This window comes from Photorhabdus sp. P32, from assembly GCF_038085095.1.
In the GTDB taxonomy this organism is placed as follows: Bacteria; Pseudomonadota; Gammaproteobacteria; order Enterobacterales; family Enterobacteriaceae; genus Photorhabdus; species Photorhabdus luminescens.
Window position 1 is genome coordinate 47,756 of the sequence record NZ_JAZGJN010000279.1, and the last position, 17,986, is coordinate 65,741.

General features: G+C 47.0%; 14 protein-coding genes. All 14 read left to right on the forward strand.

Annotation, left to right across the window (positions count from 1 at the left end; translation table 11 throughout):
- Window positions 1-22: 22 nt before the first annotated feature.
- The 14 genes from V2H77_RS16070 (at window position 23) to V2H77_RS16135 (ending at window position 17,986) form a co-directional block, all read left to right on the forward strand.
- Window positions 23-517, forward strand: coding sequence for an Hcp family type VI secretion system effector (locus V2H77_RS16070; RefSeq protein WP_341499610.1), 495 nt, complete (start codon window positions 23-25; stop codon window positions 515-517).
- 54 nt (window positions 518-571) lie between these two features.
- The gene (tssE, locus tag V2H77_RS16075) at window positions 572-1,012 is read left to right on the forward strand and encodes a type VI secretion system baseplate subunit TssE (RefSeq protein WP_341499611.1); all 441 of its coding nucleotides are present in this window, start codon (window positions 572-574) and stop codon (window positions 1,010-1,012) included.
- 4 nt (window positions 1,013-1,016) lie between these two features.
- Window positions 1,017-2,828 carry a type VI secretion system baseplate subunit TssF gene (gene tssF, locus V2H77_RS16080; RefSeq protein ID WP_341499612.1) on the forward strand — a complete coding sequence of 604 codons (1,812 nt, stop codon included), beginning with the start codon at window positions 1,017-1,019 and terminating at the stop codon, window positions 2,826-2,828.
- Complete coding sequence (gene tssG, locus V2H77_RS16085; protein ID WP_341499613.1) at window positions 2,819-3,775, forward strand: type VI secretion system baseplate subunit TssG; 957 nt, start codon at window positions 2,819-2,821, stop codon at window positions 3,773-3,775. The genes tssF and tssG overlap by 10 nt, the downstream gene beginning before the upstream one ends.
- The gene (locus V2H77_RS16090) at window positions 3,672-5,807 is read left to right on the forward strand and encodes a type VI secretion system Vgr family protein (protein ID WP_341499614.1); all 2,136 of its coding nucleotides are present in this window, start codon (window positions 3,672-3,674) and stop codon (window positions 5,805-5,807) included. Before tssG ends, V2H77_RS16090 begins: the two co-directional genes overlap by 104 nt.
- A 34-nt stretch (window positions 5,808-5,841) precedes the next feature.
- Window positions 5,842-6,438, forward strand: a complete 597-nt coding sequence (locus V2H77_RS16095) for a DUF6931 family protein (RefSeq protein WP_341499615.1) — start codon at window positions 5,842-5,844, stop codon at window positions 6,436-6,438.
- On the forward strand, window positions 6,438-6,737 hold the full coding sequence (locus V2H77_RS16100; protein WP_176414618.1) for a PAAR domain-containing protein: 300 nt from the start codon (window positions 6,438-6,440) through the stop codon (window positions 6,735-6,737). The genes V2H77_RS16095 and V2H77_RS16100 overlap by 1 nt, the downstream gene beginning before the upstream one ends.
- Window positions 6,738-6,750: 13 nt before the next feature.
- Window positions 6,751-7,848: a type VI secretion system protein TssA gene (gene tssA, locus V2H77_RS16105; protein WP_341499616.1), complete on the forward strand. Its 1,098-nt coding sequence runs from the start codon at window positions 6,751-6,753 to the stop codon at window positions 7,846-7,848.
- 1 nt (window position 7,849) lies between these two features.
- Window positions 7,850-8,524 (forward strand): type VI secretion lipoprotein TssJ, encoded by a 675-nt coding sequence (locus tag V2H77_RS16110; RefSeq protein WP_341499617.1) that lies wholly within the window; start codon window positions 7,850-7,852, stop codon window positions 8,522-8,524.
- 3 nt (window positions 8,525-8,527) lie between these two features.
- Window positions 8,528-9,925, forward strand: coding sequence for a type VI secretion system baseplate subunit TssK (tssK, locus tag V2H77_RS16115; protein WP_341499618.1), 1,398 nt, complete (start codon window positions 8,528-8,530; stop codon window positions 9,923-9,925).
- Window positions 9,922-10,545 carry a DotU family type IV/VI secretion system protein gene (locus V2H77_RS16120; protein WP_341499619.1) on the forward strand — a complete coding sequence of 208 codons (624 nt, stop codon included), beginning with the start codon at window positions 9,922-9,924 and terminating at the stop codon, window positions 10,543-10,545. Before tssK ends, V2H77_RS16120 begins: the two co-directional genes overlap by 4 nt.
- Before the next feature lie 15 nt (window positions 10,546-10,560).
- A complete protein-coding gene (locus V2H77_RS16125) occupies window positions 10,561-14,070 on the forward strand; it encodes a type VI secretion protein IcmF/TssM N-terminal domain-containing protein (protein ID WP_341499620.1) in 3,510 nt (1,169 codons plus the stop codon).
- Window positions 14,063-16,645: a type VI secretion system ATPase TssH gene (gene tssH, locus V2H77_RS16130; RefSeq protein ID WP_341499621.1), complete on the forward strand. Its 2,583-nt coding sequence runs from the start codon at window positions 14,063-14,065 to the stop codon at window positions 16,643-16,645. The genes V2H77_RS16125 and tssH overlap by 8 nt, the downstream gene beginning before the upstream one ends.
- A 72-nt stretch (window positions 16,646-16,717) precedes the next feature.
- Window positions 16,718-17,986 carry a hypothetical protein gene (locus V2H77_RS16135; RefSeq protein WP_341499623.1) on the forward strand — a complete coding sequence of 423 codons (1,269 nt, stop codon included), beginning with the start codon at window positions 16,718-16,720 and terminating at the stop codon, window positions 17,984-17,986.

The window sequence follows — 17,986 nt, forward strand, 5'->3', positions numbered from 1 at the left end:
CAACTAACTGGAGTAGTTAATTATGAGTTCTTCAATTTTTTTACAAATTGATGGTATTAAAGGTGAGAGTACCGACAGCAAACATAAAGAATGGATTGAGCTGGAACATGTCAATTTTGGCGCATTTAACCATGCACGTATTGCAGACAGCGGTAAACGCAAAATTACCTCTGGCGCAGCGGATTTCCGTACCATTGACTGTGTGAAAGTGATGGATACCAGTTCTATTGGCTTACTGTCCGCCGTGGCGCAAGGTACCGCGATTAAGAAAGTGAAACTGGAAATCTGCACAATTTTTAAAGGTGAAATGCACCCTTACGCGGAAGTTGAAATGGACGAATGTATTATCTCTGACGTTCATGAAACCTGTACACGTGGTGGTGAATTTCCACAAGAACAGATTTCTATCACCTATTCCAAAATTAAATGGACATTCACACCACTCAACCCAGATGGCACCAAAGGCAACAAAGTCGGTCCAGAAGGTTGGGATCTTATCGAGAACAAGAAACAGTAATTTTGACTGTTTACTGCCGGCCTTTGGCCGGCAGTTTCTACCCGGAAAAATATAATGATTCAGCCTTCATTACTCCATCGCCTGAAAGATGATTATCCACAAGATGAAAAACGGGGTGTCACTTTGGCTTGGTCACGTCAGGAAGTTGTACAAAGCCTAATTTCCGATTTGAATATGTTATTTTCATCAAGACCGATTTCTGAAATTTCCCCTTTATTTGGTGAATTACCGAAATCCGTTTTAAATTATGGCGTTTCTGATGTCATTAATGTGGATATTTCTGATGATGAACGTATTGATGCACTGAGTAATAATATTTACCAAGCTATTTCTTGGTTCGAACCCCGTTTGCAAAATGTCGTGATTACATTACAGAAAAATACGCCAGAAAATATAACTTTCTGGGTGAATGGAATTTTCTTCAACGAACAAGTGGTGTTTTCTATCTCATGGAACAGTACCGCGTATACCTATTCAATTTCATGGGATAAATAATAAGATGATGTTATTACCACAAAAAATACTGACTTATTACAACCGGGAATTGAGTTATTTAAGACAATATGGCGCCGCTTTCTCTCAACGTTTTCCCAAAATTGCTAAACGTCTTGGGTTCGCGGAAGGTGTTTCAGAAGATCCGCATGTAGAACGTCTGGTGGAATCTTTTGCCTTTTTGACAGCAAAAATCCACCAGCGGATTGATGAAGATATGCCGGAACTCAGTAATGCTATGTTGGAGGTGCTGGCGCCACAGTTTTTACGTCAGGTACCGTCGGTATCGTTAGTACAGTTTCAACAGGACCCACTCGCATCCGGCGTAACCGGGATGATGACAGTGGCGCGGCATACCCCATTGATTTCTCAACCAGTAGGTGATGTGACTTGTCGTTTCCGCACGGTATATCCGCTGGAGATGTTGCCATTAGATTTAACGCACGCAGAACTGATGCCAGACCCTTACGATCGGGACTTTATCTTAACGCTGAGTTTTACCCTGTGGCCGGGCGCCAGCTTTCAGGCGAAATATATCCGGTTGTACTTACATGGCGCACCAGTGCTGACCCACAGTTTATATGAATTATTGTCGGCGCAAGTTAAACAACTGGAATGTCGGTTGGGCGGCCGTACATCCAACCTGAATAACCAGAGTGTTCAAGTAGTGGGCTTTGATCCGCAAGATAACTTATGCGCCGATGATGCATTAATAAACCCGGTTCATCACTTATTTCGTGACTATTTTAGTTTTCCTGAAAAGTTTTTATTCCTGGATATTCCATTACCGGATACCGGTTTGATCACCAGTTTATCAGGCGAGCTGCAATACCGTTTCCGGCTTAAGGATTGCATCGCATTGCGCCGTATTGAACGTATGAGCGATAAAGTCAGCAATGAAACCTTCCGGCTAAATTGCGTCCCCATCGTCAACCTGTTTTCTCATCAGGCGGAACCCATTATTCCACTGGAAACGGAACATGAATATTTGGTTCAACCGGATGCGCGTCGCCCACAAAGTATGGAAGTCTACACCATCGATCAGGTCGAAATTGTCAGTCGTCAACAGGAACAACTAAGTTCTAAGCCGGTACCGTCATTATTTGGTATTGAACATACACGGTCTGATGAACAGTTCCCGTTATTTTGGCAGGCAACGCCACGTCCTTCACTCAGACATAACGATCTGGGGATGAATATGTTCATCGGTTTTTCTGATAGCAACGGCGAACATCTGAAACCTGAAACTGATGTGGCGATCCTGAGTCTGACCTGTACTAACCGCGATATACCGCGGCAATTGAGCAACGGTCATCCTGATGGCGATTTCGAATCAGAAAGCGCATTGCCAGGAGTAAAAATTCTGGGATTGATCCGTCCTCGATTGCCGGTGCGTCCACAACCCAATAGCGCATTGAACTGGCGGCTAGTATCGCAACTCAATTTGAACCAAATGCTACTAAGCGGTCCACAGGGGGTTCAATGCTTAAAAGAGGCGCTAGAACTCTACAACTTGCTTGGCGATCCAGCTATATCAAGGTTGATTGCACAATTACAGCAGATTGCTATTGCGCCAGTGAATGCACGCCTGAATCCCGCCGATCCTTATTCTCTGGCGCGGGGGCTGGAAGTGACATTGACATTTCAGGCACAAGCCGAAGAGTTTGTTGATTTTTACCTGTTTTGCAGCCTGTTAGAACGTTTTATCGCAATGTATGCGCCGATTAACAGCTTCACGCAAACCGTAACACAGTTAGAGGCGGTTAATAATAGTACCCGCCGTTGGCCGCGTCGCAGTGGGAGACTGACATGGCTGTAGAACATAAGATGCGTTTAGTCGGCGGCCGTTTTTATCAAAATGTACGTCGTCTGCTCAAACGTTGTCGGCGACATGAAGAAACGGCAATCACCCCTGATGATGTAGTGCAATTCAGCTCTGTACTGACATTAGATGCGCCGGAAAGGGAAGTCGAATCGCTATTACCACCGCAAGAAGGGTACGAACAGTATCGCATGGCGGTACATCACTTTGGTCTATTAGGAACCCTTGGCGCATTACCATTGCGTTATACCGAATGGCTGATTGATAGGCGTTACCGCTATGGCGACGAATCAGCTCAGGCATTTATTGATATTTTTACTCATCGTCTGCTTAGTTTGCGCTTTCAGGCATGGCAGAAATACCGGTTATATATTAACGCGGAATTACAAAACCATCGGGCTTTACCGGCAGTTATTCCAGCCGTTGCCGGCCAATTGATGGAGAGCAAAATACAGCGCCCTCATCCAGCTTGTGTCGGATTACTGGCAACACCGGTCCGCTCAATGGTGAATTTGCAACATCTGTTGCAACGGGAATTGGGTATGGCGGTCAACATCCAACCCTTTAAAGGACGCTGGCAAGATGCTGAACAGGCGCACTGTTGCTGTCTTGGCAACAGTTCATTAGGCGATAACCCGATGTTGGGTCGCGCTTATTGGGATATTCAATCCGGGTTTCATATTCAGTTGGGGCCATTTGCCGCTCGGCAGCGCGCCGCTTTTATGCCGGGAAATGAACAATATCGCAAACTGACACAATGGGTGTGGCAGTTTGCCGGGCCATTGCTCTCCTTTTCACTGGAATTGTTGGTACAACATAGTGGACAAGGCAACGTATTAAATGGCAGCCGCCAATTGGGATGGGATGGTTGTTTGGGCGATACCGGCAAGAGCAATATTCAGCGTATCTACTTGGCTGAATGTACGGGTCCTTACGCAAGTTAAACAAAAAATTCAGGTAATTAAAAAGATGCTGTTAGGGCAAAAGAATCGTTTTTTACAGGTTATAGGTAGCCTGTCAGATATTGTGGCACTGAACAAAATAGAAGGTGAAGAGCATCTATCGCAACCTTATTCATTTTCTGTTCAGCTCTATTCCAACGCTGACTGGGATAAGCTGGAGTCTCACATCGGTAAGCCTTTGGCATTTCGCCTTGGTGAAGCGCCGAATCACCGTATCGTGCATGGCCTATTGACTGAATTACAGCAACAAGGTTTTAGCGACGGCCAGTTTTGTTATCAGGCACGAATTGAACCTTGGCTGAAAATGCTGACATTAACCCATAATTTGCGCGTCTATCAGCGTATCAGCGTGCCGGATATGGTATGTGATATCTTCCGTAAACGTGGGTTTAACGACGTTGAACTGGCGCTAAAAAGCCGTTATCCGAAGCTTGAATATTGTATGCAATACAAGGAATCGGATTTTGACTTTGTGACGCGTCAACTGGAGCAAGCGGGGATTTTCTATTTCTTTCGCCATGAAGAAGGGCGTCATGTGCTGGTATTAGCGGATCACCCTTCAACATTTATTAACGCGCCCTTAGCGGTATTGCCATACCAATCAAAGATAGGTGATCAACAGGGCTATGGACTACGCGCCTGGCATATTCATCGCTCAATGATTCCAGGTACGGCGGAAATGAATGGTTATAACGTTAAAAGCGCAGCGGCAATCAGCGCCAGCGCCAAAGCGAATAGCGGCTATTCTACCAATCCCAAGCTTTCTATCTATGATGATCGACGTCAGGAGGAACGTAATCAACTGGAAGCACAGGCAACGCTGTGCATGGAACAATGGGAATCACAATCCTATTACGCACGTGCTGTTAACAGTTATCCCGGTTTACAAGTAGGACATCAGTTCACTCTGAAAGGTCATACCAGCGCCGATGGCCGTTATGCAGTAGGCCGCCAGCAATTAAAAGCGGAGAGCAACCTGGAAGAAGGCGAATTACTGTTTTCGTCTCAAGTGACCTTACTCCCGGCGAATAAAGCATTTCGCCCGCGTCCTTCTGTTACGCGGCCTTACATTGCCGGTGTATTGTCCGCGCTGGTGGTAGGGCCGACGTCAGAAGAGATCCATACTGATGAACAAGGGCGCATCAAAATCCAGTTTCACTGGGATAAAGAACATAAAAAAAATGATGACAGCTCCTGTTGGATACGTGTCAGTCAGTTCTGGAATGGCGCAAAGTTTGGCGCACAATTTGTGCCACGTGTGGGCAATGAAGTATTAGTGAGTTTCATCGATGGCGATCCAGATAGCCCGCTGGTGACAGGAACGGTTTATAACGGGGTGAAGATGCCGCCATTCGCGCTACCGAGACAGAAAACTCAAAGTGGGATTGCGACACGCAGTAGTGCAAAAGGCACGGTGGAGCAAGGACATCAGCTTTGCTTCGAAGATAAAAAAGGCGAAGAATTTATTTTGCTTCACTCACAAAAAGATATGCGCCTGAAAGTGAAAAATGATTTTTCGGCGCAGATCGATCGCAACGTGTTGTGGGAAATTCAGGAAAAGCGCGATACCCAAATTAAAAAGGGCAATGACACGTTAATTCTGAGCGAAGGCGACGCCTTAACTGAGGTAAAAAAAGGTGACAAAAAACAAACTCTGGATCGCGGCAATTTCACCACCACCATCAGCGCAGGCAGTTATGAGTTGTCGGTATCCAGAGGTAACGCCAACATCAATGTGGGTCAGCAATGCACAATTACAGCAAATCAGGGCATTGAACTGAAAGTCGGCGCCAGCAAATTATCGATTACCCAAGCTGGGATCACCATCAAAGCGCCGTCCGTCACCGTAGAAGGCACAGGAAAACTGGCGTTGAAGAGTAGCGGCATGGCGGAGTTAACCGGTACCACAGTAAAAGTAGAAGGCAGTGCGATGGCACAATTAAAAGGCGGCATTGTGCAGGTAGATGCGACCGGCATTGCGATGGTGAAAGGAACTTTGACCAAGATTGGTTAATAGCAGGATCAACGAATAATAAGAGTTTGCAATCATGGTTAAATTACGATACTGCCAGCTTTCGCCACAGGCGGAATTGGCACTACAACAACACGCAGCACATGAACAGAATCTATCAGCGCTTAATAAGGAGATGTTGTGGCAAGACGCGGTGTACTACACCATTTTTATGTTGCCTTACTCCCAGGCTCTGGAGCTGGTACTGACATTTATCTCCTGCATTTACGAACGCGATCTCATGCAAGGACAACGGTCGTTATTGCAACAGGTGCGACGCTGGCGGGTTGATGGCGGTGATCCTTTGCGTCATGAACTGTTCGAACAGGCACAAACAGTTGGGTTCGATAACCCAATTTCATGTCTGGCGCTTTCCGTTTTTTGGAGTGAAGGCAGCATGACCACTCCGGATTTGGAGGCAGTCTATCCACAACCGTGGCAGTCACTGGCGACATTAGCCGATACGTTGTGCCTGATATTGCACCTTTATGGCGAACAACCGGAACGACAAATGCAGTACGTTGAGCAATTTTTTCAACTGGCACACGGTCAACTAAGGCAATTGCCGCCGTCACAGGATCAGGGGCGCAAAAATTATCTGCACCATCAAGCCACATTATCAGGAGAGCAATAATGCCAATGCCAGCAGCCCGCGTGGGTGATATGCATATTTGTCCAATGGTGTCGCCTGCGGTACCTCCAGTGCCACATGTAGGCGGACCGATTATGCCGCCAGGCGTACCGACAGTGCTAATTGGTGGATTGCCAGCGGCAACAATGGGATCAATGTTGGTGTGCGTCGGTCCGCCGGATACGATAGTCATGGGCAGCCCAACGGTATTAATCGGTGGCCGACCTGCGGCCAGACTCGGCGATCTGTGCGCACATGGCGGCACAATTACTACCGGTTACCCATTAGTAATTATCGCTTGAAATGGAAGTCACTGTGAATTTAGCCCAAACAGATATCGCACGTTTTCTACAACCTATTTCTGCTGACAAGCCAGCGGGAGTCGATATCGAATACGAACCTATTTTTGAGCAGATAAACGCCGCGCGCGAAACCGACGATGATTTTCTCCAAGACGACACATGGGGGTACGAAACCCGTCAGGCTGATTGGCTGCGAGTTTCGACCTTGTGTCAGGAAGTGCTGGAAAAACAGAGTAAAGACTTGCAGATAGCTTGTTGGTTAACCCAAGCGCAAGGGGAACTGTATGGCCTGGAAGGTATTAGTAGCGGTATCACATTACTTGCCCGTCTACTGGAAGCCTTTTGGCCGGTACTTTACCCGCCGTTAGATGATACAGAGACAAACAGTGCAGATGCTCGTCTTGGCCGGTTAAGCTGGTTAGATAAGCAATTGGTGAAACAATTGGACAATCTAACACTGACCGATGATGGCAAATTAAGCTTGGGCGTCTGGCAACGGGTGCAATATTTTGAACAACGCGCCGCCGTTAATAGCGAATTACGCAGCGCCTTGATCAGTGATGGTTATTTCGGTATCGCTGAGTGTGACGGCAGTATTCGTGCTACACCAGCCGAACGATTTAACCAACTGCTGGTACAAACTGAACAGGTCAGTAACGCATTGGCAGATCTGCAAAAAATCATGGTGGGGCTACTGCCGGATGCCGGTAACAGCATGAGTAACAGTACGCGGCGGTTGCAAGATCTGCTGACCCTAATCGAACGGTTTCGTGAAATGGTGACACCAGAATTAACTCAGGAATATAGCAGTGAAAATGAGGGAGAAATAACGGCCGGAAAAAATACGCCAAATGGCATAAATACGACCTTTTTAACGGAAGATCGGGCGCACCATGAAATGCGCGCTATCGCCATTAGGCAATTAATCAATATCGCCAATTACTTTCGTCAAAATGAACCTACCAGCCCAGTGCCTTATTTAATCGAACGTGCTGCACGTTGGGCCAATATGGGTATGGCCGAATGGCTGGAAGAAATGATGTCAGAAAATACCTCCGCGCTACAAGAAATTATGCGCGTGATACAAGGACCAGAAATAAACAGAGAGTAAAATGAATAACATAAACTTTTATAGCATCAAATGCCGTTTCTTAATATTGACGGTAATTCTTTTAATAAATGGTTGTAGTCATTCTATTTCCAACGATGAAAAACGCTTACAGGCAATTGAACAAGCCAAACCGGTTTATGCCAGCAATGCCATTCGTCTAAAAATAACCGCAGTTCCGCAACTGAACGTTTTTAATAATATGTCGAACAGTTGCACAGTATTAATTGCTCAAGCGGAGAAACGTGAACAATTAGATAAATTACTGGCTAATCCCGTGTTATTACGCAATTTATTTGCCGGCACCGGTGCAACAGAGCAAATATTACAGTTGGATAATTACGTGATGATGCCGGGGCAATCCGTATCTTTACACATCGATAGAGCGGAACAGGCACGTTATATCGCATTAATTGCCGGTTACTACCCGACGCCAGATAGTACTCATACGCGAGTATTATCACTGCCGCTGCGCCTTGAGCAACACGGTTGGTTGAATAGCTCATGGAGCGCTGAATTTGTTCCCATGCGCATTGATCTGACGCTAGGGCGTTACGCCATTATCCGCAGTGATTTCTCAGCAGGTAACACTGGAGATGAGGTGGTTTTCCCAGGACAAATAGTTTTCCCCGGACAAACGGCAGAATCCGGCAGTGACGAGAGTTTGTTGAGGAAGTAACCCATGTTTGAACATAAACCGATGTATTGGTATTCAGGCTTGTATTTACAACCACAACACTTTCAAGCCCATGAATTGCAACATGAATATTGGCAAGGGCGTTATCAGTTACTGACACAGCCTTATGCTTTTGGTGTGGTGAAACTTGCATTCAATCTGGCCGCACTAAATGACGAAGTGCTGAGCGTCCATCACGCCGCGTTCATTTTTCCCGATGGTTGTTACGTGGATTGTGATGTCAATGGCGTACTCAGTGCCCGATCATTGCGGGATTGCTGGCTGGTACGTGACAAACCGCAACGCATTTATGTTGGTTTGCGTATGTTCAGCCACAATCAGAGTAACGTCACCGGTATCACGGATGCCAACAGTGTCGGTAACATCACCAGCCGTTGGGTAACATGGCCGCAAGAGCAGCGTATGCGAGATGCTTTTGGCGAAGGGCCGGAAGCAGAAGTGCAACAACTGACCTATAACTTACGTTTTTTCTTGCATGATGAGATTGCTCAAGCAACGGGTTATACATTATTACCGGTTGGCCAACTGCACTGCGCCAGTGACGGTATTGCACTGGATAACCGCTATCTACCGCCATGCTTAACGCTCTATGCTGTGCCACAATTGGGCCAACGCATTGATCAACTGTGTCAGGAGTTAACCGGGCGTGTCCATCAATTGGAAGAGTTGAAACGCCCGCAAACGCTAGAAGGGGAAATTTATACCCAGGAAAAAAGCACATTATTGCTGACACTACGAACTCTGGCACGTTATGTCGTACAGTTGCACCATTTTCAGGAAGCGAGAGATATTCACCCGTTACAGATTTTTGGGCTATTACGCCAACTGATCAGCGAGCTTTCCTGTTTTACCGACCGTTGTTCTTTCTTAGGCCAGTGGAACGGGCAAGAAGAAGTACTGGAGAAATATCAGCATTTGGAGCTGGCGCTAACTCTTGATAGTTGTGAACGAACAATTGCTGATTTGCTTAATGCACTGGTGCTGGAACCGAACACCGTAATCCCTCTGCAACAAGAAAGCCACGGTTATTATCATGCAGCCTTCAATACAACAGGCGTCAATGAACAACAACGGCTCTATTTGGTGCTGCGCTCTGACAGCTTTACCCATCGCGAGCGGGAAATTCCTGACGATCGCCTGATTAAACTGGCAGCGGCAGAACAGATCGACAGCATTATTAACCGTGCTTTGCCCGGTGTGCGTCTGTACTACCAGGAAATTGCGCCACATGGTTTGCCCAACCGGACAAATACTCGCTATTTCCGGGTAGAAAACCGCGGGACGTTGTGGCGTCAGGTAGAAGATAGTAAACGTGTAGCGGTGCATTGGGCAGATGCGCCAGACGATTTACAAACAGAAATCGTTATAGTGAGAGCATCATGATGCAGTTGTTGGATTGTTATATTCCAGTATTCACTTGCGTATTGCGCATGATCCAGCAGCAGGTGAATCAAGCGGAAACACTGCGGCAAGCCGTATTAGCTGAATTGACACAAGCACAGAATAGGGCGCGTTTGCAGGGTTATGGGGCGCAAGATATCGAAGAAGCAAATTTCGCCGTGGTAGTTTGGGCAGACGAAGCTATTCTGTGCGCAGGTCAGAAAGAATTAAGTGTTTGGCGCCAATCGTCGTTACAAGCAGAACTTTATGATGCTGAACTGGGTGGGAATACATTTTTTGATCGCCTTGCCGCGTTAGTACCAGATAATTATCAGGTCCGATTAGTCTATGTTTTTTGTCTGCTTGCCGGATTTTATGGTCGTTATGGCAAACGCGATAATTTGGAATTACACAATATTATCCAGCAAGAATTAAATAATCTTCCTGATACGTTGCGTGGTTATCTCTCTTTAGAAAATCACCGATTAATGAATAGACACGATAATAAATTGAAAAATAAGCGCCCCAATAATAAATGGCGCAGAAAATTAATATTATTCATGTCATCTATTATATTAATTTATATTTTCATTACCGTCTATTTATTAAGTATTGGCCGATAAACTCGGAAATTAAACATGAAAAAATTACTTTATGCCATTGGCTGGCTTAGCGTGATGGTTATCCTTTTATTATTCAGTTTAACTATTGCGGTGGCATTCTCATGGCCGACAATAGGTGGCTTGTTATTATTTCTTTGCCTACTCCTGCTGTTATTATTGCTGCGTGGGGCAATTACATTCATGCCGCAAATAATGCATAAACTACGCTGGATAAATAAATTCTGGCGGAAAGGAGATAACCGTCTGGAATATTTACTCTATCAGCACTGGCGGCAGGGAGGATATTTACAAAGTTGGCGTCGATTCCATTCACTGTTACACCGTAACGGACCCGTTCCACCGTGGTTTCTGGTAGTAGGGGAACGGGGCAATGGTAAACAGAAACTGTTAACACACTGCAATGTGGCGCCCATGACAGGGAAAAATCTGCCATCACTGACAGAAAACACCTTCACGTGCCGCTGGTGGTTCTTCCGCCGGGCAATGTACATGGTGGTTTCCGGCCGCTATACCGAAGGTCAATCCCTGTACCGGCAAGCTTGGTTGCGTCTAATACGCTGGATCGCGCAGGTGCGTAAACCTGCTGGCGTACTCGTTTGCTTGTCAGTGGAACAGTTGTTAAACAGCGACAATCGAGCGCTCTATATCGCCGCACGTCAGGTACGTGCGCAGTTAGAGCCATTACAGATACGTCTGGAACGCCGCTTGCCAATCTGGTTGATCCTTACTCATAGTGAAACATTGCCGGGATTTGACCATTGGCGCGCCCAATTGTCAGTAGAACAACGTGCCGAATTGCTAGGCGATTTTATCGGGCATCACACGGTGAGTCATGTCGCCGACGTGCTGGATAAGAGCATGAACACCATCGTTAACACGTTGAAAATGATGCGTCTTAAGTTGCTCAATCAGCAACGGCAGCAACCCAATGCAGAAGTCTTAGCATTACCAGAAACCGTAGCCCAACTGCAACCAGCACTGGCTTGCTACCTGAATGCACTGTTCGACCAAGACCATTATCTGGAGCATGGCCTGCTACGTGGCATGTTTTTTACCGCAGAACATCAAACCGATGGCGTTTTCAGTCACCGTTTGTTGGGGGAATCTCTGCCTGATCAAGTTCAACATAGTCAAGATCAACGTAGTGATAACGTATTACTGACCGGCTGGCGGACATTGACCAAACGCGTATTGGTTAGCCTATTGATTTTGATGCTGGTATGCGGCGCAGGCAACGCGTTGATGACGACTTGGCGTGGTGTTACGCAACTTGAAAATATCCATGAAGTAGATCCCCTTGAGCGGAGTTACTTACGTTATCGACAAGTTGAGCTCTGGTTGCAGGAAACCCTGTCGCCTCTGCTTTTTTATCCAGTCAGCCATACGATGGAACAACGGACGGCCCAAGAGTACCAACAACAAGCACCTGTTGACGCATTCAACCCAGAATCGGTAGCGACACATTTGCTAGCACGTTTCCGTAGTGCTGGGGCACTGCAAAAACAACAGTTGGCTTTACACTGGGCACGCTTTATTAACACTGAACAGGCAATGGCGCATGGCGCAACGCTGGAAACTTTACAGCATATGCCGGCTTATTCAGCTTCGCTGTTAAGTGGTGGAAACGATCCTCTATCAGCAGAACAGCGCGTCGCACTCCGTCTGGCGCAATATCGCCAAGGCAACGCACAGCAAGAATTCGATCAGTGGCGAAATGTATTGCAGACACTCTTGGAAGATAGCAATAACTGGCAATGGCTGTTAGCCGATGAACAACCGGCAGGAACACGTTCGCTGACACTGGCTGATTTCTGGCCGCTCGCCAACGATGATACGGCCACAATTAACGCACGTATCCGTGGTGTTTATACCCAAACTGGTGAACAAGATATTCAGGCAACCTTGGGAGAACTGGCACAAGCTCTTAACAACTCGGAATTTTTTGTTCCTTTACAGCGCTCATTCTATCAACAGTATCAAAATCAGCGCCAATCAGAGTGGTTAGCATTTGCTCAGGCTATGCCTCAAGGAGAAACATTAGTACGAGGCAAGAAAAACTGGCAAGCACTGATATTAGCAACGGGTCAATATGACAGCCCCTATATCACCTTTCTGACGCAGTTAGAACGTGATTTATCCACGGTAGAAAAGGCGGATCAGCAACCTTGGTTACAGGCACAGCAGCGCTTATGGCAACTGCATGGTTACGTGCAAAAAAGTAATGTGATGCAACGGGTCTCGCTAGGGAACCTCTCTTTGCGCCAGCGCATCATGTCATGGCTTGGTATTTCACCGCAGATCTCGGTACGACTGGATGACACTGCGCTGACGCGCTATCGCGCCTACCGGCAAGCAGTGCAGTTAAATAGCCAACGCGAGTTGCTTAGTGATATGGAAACCGAGGTATTGGTTAAAAATGCGCTAGGTAATGAGAAAGGAGAGTTGAATGATAACGGTTTACGCGCATTGTTTAACCGTTTCACTCTGTGGCGCCATGAGACCGAAAGCAAACAAGAAGCAGGAGTAAATGAAACTTTATGGCGACTTTATCAGGGCGATGCGCATCTGGTACTGCGTTACGCCTTCTTAAGTGCCGCCAGCCGCTTGCAAACCCAGTGGGAAAGCAAAGTGATTTGGCCGATGGAAAAATTGAGCAGACAAGAACTGTTTGATGGCCGGGAATTGAACGCGCGTTTGTATGAATACAGTAACGCATTTGTACGGGATACCGCAGAGTATGCGTTGGATATTCGTCCAGAAGGGATTAAGCCTCAGGAAATAGAAGATGTGCTCTTTCCGTTTAGCGACGATTTCATTTTCTACATCAACAACCTCATCCAACCGAATGACCTGCTTTCAGCGACATCGGATATTCGCCGTCGCCTGCAAGAGAAACTCGCCTTACTGGAAAGCGAGCAGCAACTGGCAACGGCACAACAGGAACCGGAACAAGAACAGAAGCCATCGGCGGAAGTCACGATTGTCAGTCAACCAGCGACGGCTAACCAAGGGGCAAAGGTGTTGCCAGTGGGCAGTTCAGTGACGTTGAGTTGTGATGACGGCGTACAGCAGCTTAAGAGTATGAATTTCAATGACAGCATGACGCTGCATTGGAGCCCAGGAACATGCAGTAAAGTACAAATTGATGTCTATTTTCCTCGCTTTACATTAAGCAAAAGTTACGTTGGCCCCGATGGTTTGCTGAAATTTATGCACGCTTTTTCCCGTGGCGAATTGACACTGGCAGCACAAGCGTTCCCACAGCGGCGCGATGAATTAAGCGCACTGGGTATCAATAACATCACTGTGCGCTATCAGGTCAGCGGAAGCAAAGCTGTTGCAACACTCTATCAGCAGTGGCAACAACATCAGCAACAACAAACGGCGTTATTGGAACAACGCAACCGACTGGATAGCCAGTTGTTAAATCTAAGTGAACCAACAGTGGCAAAAGGAATCCTCTCTACTTTGCCATCACAGATCACCACCCATTGGAACGAATTAAGGAAACCTAAAAGTGAGTAATTATCTTAAACAGATCGTTAGTAAATTAACGGTAGAAGCGCGTCAGTGCCTTGATGAAGCCGCTAATCTGGCGGTACGGCGCACCCATCATGAAGTGGAAATTGAACATCTGCTATTGGCTTTGTTTGAAAAACAGTTGCCGACGATGCAACAAGTGTGTCACCACGGTGGTATTGATGCCATGACGTTGCTGAATGCCTGCCAGAGATCGCTGGCATTATTACGCAGTGGTAACCATCGTCCGCCGGTACTGGCTACCAGCTTGACTGAATGGATGGAACAGACCTGGATGTACACCAGTACTCACTGGGGAGCATCACAGATTACCGCTCGGGCATTGATGGTGGCGCTGATCATGAATCCGTCACTGCACCATTCACTTACCTCGGAGTTACAGCAAGCGTTACAGGGTAACACCGACGAAATAGAACAGTGGTTGCGTACACAGATACATACGGAACCGCAACACATTACGACGCCTGTCGGGGATAACACTCAATCCGCACTGGCACAATACACGCATCACCTGACACAAGCAGCACGTGACAACAAACTGGACCCGGTTTTAGGACGTGAACGAGAAATTCGTCAATTAATTGATGTGCTATTACGCCGTCGCCAAAACAATCCATTATTAACTGGTGAAGCGGGTGTCGGCAAAACTGCGCTGATCGAAGGACTTGCTCAGCGGATCATTGAAGGCCGTGTACCGAAAGTTTTGGCACAGGTTGAATTATTTACGCTGGATATGGGGCTGTTACAAGCGGGCGCCAGCGTAAAAGGCGAGTTTGAAAGCCGCTTGCAAAAATTATTGGATGAGGTGAAGAGGTATCCTACACCAGTGATTCTGTTTATCGATGAAGCGCATACACTGATTGGCGCAGGCGGCCAAGCCGGGCAAAATGATGCGGCCAATCTGTTGAAACCCGCGTTGGCTCGGGGTGAATTACGGACAATTGCGGCAACCACCTGGTCTGAATATAAGAAGTACTTTGAAAAAGATGCAGCGTTAGCCCGCCGTTTCCAAGTGATCAAAGTTGAAGAACCTTCGCTAGAACTGGCAATCGCTATGTTGCGTGCTATGACACCAGCAATGGAAAAACATCACGGCGTCAAAGTACTTGCAGAGGCGGTCACAGAAGCGGTTACGTTAGCCAATCGTTATATCACTGGACGTCAGTTACCGGATAAATCGGTTAGCCTGTTAGATAGCGCCTGCGCCCGCGTTGCAGTTTCACAAACGGATGAACCAGCGCCGATTGAAGATCTGCGTGCCATGCTGGCAAACATTGCTACCGAACAAGAAGCATTATTGCGTGAAGGCGGTCATGAAACCCAGTTACAGAAATTGGCGCAGCGTCAGGCTGAATTGCAAGCATCACTGGCAAAAATTTTGCCGGAATATCATGCTCAACGTCAGTTGGTGAATGACATTCTTGCCTGTGAAGAACATGACGAGCGGCTGCCTGTATTACGTGCAGAACTGCATCAGCGCCACCATCAGCATGCTTATGTGTTTGACTGTGTTGATGCCGCCTGTGTCGCAGACATTGTTGCTGGTTGGACAGGAATCCCCCTTGGCCGGATGGTAGAAAATGAACGTGATGTGTTGCGTCAGTTAGAGACCCGCCTCGGCCAACGGGTCATGGGGCAAGATCATGCTCTCAACCAGATAGCGCGTCAAATTCGGATTGCTAAAGCGCAACTGGCCGATCCGGTCAAACCTACCGGAGTATTTATGCTCGCAGGGCCTTCTGGTGTAGGAAAAACCGAGACTGCCTTAGCATTGGCTCATGAGTTGTATGGCGGTGAGCATCATCTGATCACAATTAACATGTCGGAATATCAGGAAGCCCATTCGGTTTCCGGCCTGAAAGGTTCTCCTCCAGGCTACGTCGGCTATGGACAAGGTGGTGTATTGACCGAAGCGGTTCGGCGTCAACCTTACAGCGTAGTGTTACTTGATGAAGTGGAGAAAGCGCACCCCGATGTGCTGGAGTTGTTCTTTCAGGTGTTCGATAAAGGCATGATGGAAGATGCCGAAGGGCAACAGATTAACTTTCGCAATACGCTAATTATCCTGACCACGAATGCGGCATCAGATTTAGTGATGCGGGCGGCAATGCACGGAGTAAAAGAGCAGGGGGAAAATCGCCCGGCGAGCCTGGAAGATATTCAGGAGATTATCCGGCCAGAACTGCAACGTATTTTTACACCGGCATTTTTAGGTCGTTTGCAGGTTATTCCTTATCTGCCGGTACATGGAGAAGTTCTGCATGCCATTGTGCGTCATAAACTGAATAAAGTTGTCGCACGCTATCGTCAATCAACCCAATGTGAGTTGCACTACAACGACACGCTGGTGGATTTTATCGCTGAAAGGTGCCAGATCGCGGAAAGTGGCGCCCGTGAAATTGATAACCTGTTGACACAGTTTGTCCTGCCGCTGTTATCAGATCAATTGCTGCTAGGGAATGCGCCCGTCAATCAGGATGTCTGGATGGATGTTATAGACGGTCAAATGCAATTACGATCAGACCAAAAGAAACTGTCACCTTCTAATATTATCAACTAAGGGTAGTAAACGTTTATCTCTGCTATTATTATCTTACATAGATGTAACATCAGTGTTACGGAATAGATCCCGATGAAAATGAAAAAGATAGTGATCTTCTGGTTTATTTTTACATTGGTCAATTTCACGCTGGCACTGTTAAGCCTACAGGTACGGGATGTGTGGAGCCTGTCGTCACTAGTGTGGTTTCCGGCTGGCTTGTTACAAGGCATATTTTGCGCCAGGGCGCCACGGTACTGGCCTGTCTGGTTAATAACGGGCGCCTTGATTTCGCTGACTGCCAGTCAGTGGTATGGAAGACCAGTAAACGTATCGCTGATCTTTTCCTGCATCAATGTGATGATGCTGGTGGTAACCGCGCTGATCTGGCAGTTTTTTTACGGTGTCATGCGTGCCCCAAAGCGGGCAAGGGACATCATTAGCCTGACTATACTCTGTTCGTTAAGTGGCATCATTGAGCGATTTATCGCAAAGTGGATACTTCATCTCTTTGGTTATCCTACCGACATATCGGTTTCACTACCGATTGTCGTAGGCTCAGTGTTGAGTTATCTGCCATTTACGCTGTTTGTTATCTCCTGTATCACCTATGAGAAAAGTAGGGTTGAAAACTGGAAAGTCTACGGTTTATGGCTGGCGGCTCTACTTGCCATGACAGCATTGTTCATCAGTCCGCCCCCGGAAGCTGGGAAAATACACTGGCAAGGGATCGCGCTGCTGTTTTCCCTTAGTTTGCCGATGCTGCTGGCACTCAGCGGTAATCTGCTGGTATTAAGCAGCTTTTTATCCCTGTGTACGGTGGGGATCGTGAGTGCCACCATTTTTGGTCTCGGGCCATTCTCATCCCCGTTAACCAATCTCCAACAAAATGTGCAGATAGCGGCCTGGTACAGTACAGCGTTGACCCTGCCCGCGTTATTATGCTGTAGCTGTTTATCTAACATAATCAATGCATTACATCGCCGTAAAGCGCATCTTCTGTTAATGAGAGCCATGCTGGATCAAGAACAGGTGAACTGCTTTCGGTTAAGCGCCAAAGGACATCTGTACTGGCATCATAATGGTTTTGCCTGGATGCGGTGCGGAAAAGCGCCTGCTTCCTGGTCGCAATTGATGGCTTGGGTACATCAGGAAGATCGGCATAAAATCGAACAGCTTAAAAATTCAGTCTCGCAAATACCGCAGACACTAAAAGTTCGGATTGCCGATGGCAAAGGCGAATTTAACCTGATCATTATCGCTTTAATCGTCCATGTGGGAGAAGATGCCGGTTTTATTGAAGGAACAATACGTGAAATAGCACATAAAAAAAGTAAAGTAGAAAATAATCTGGAGAAATAA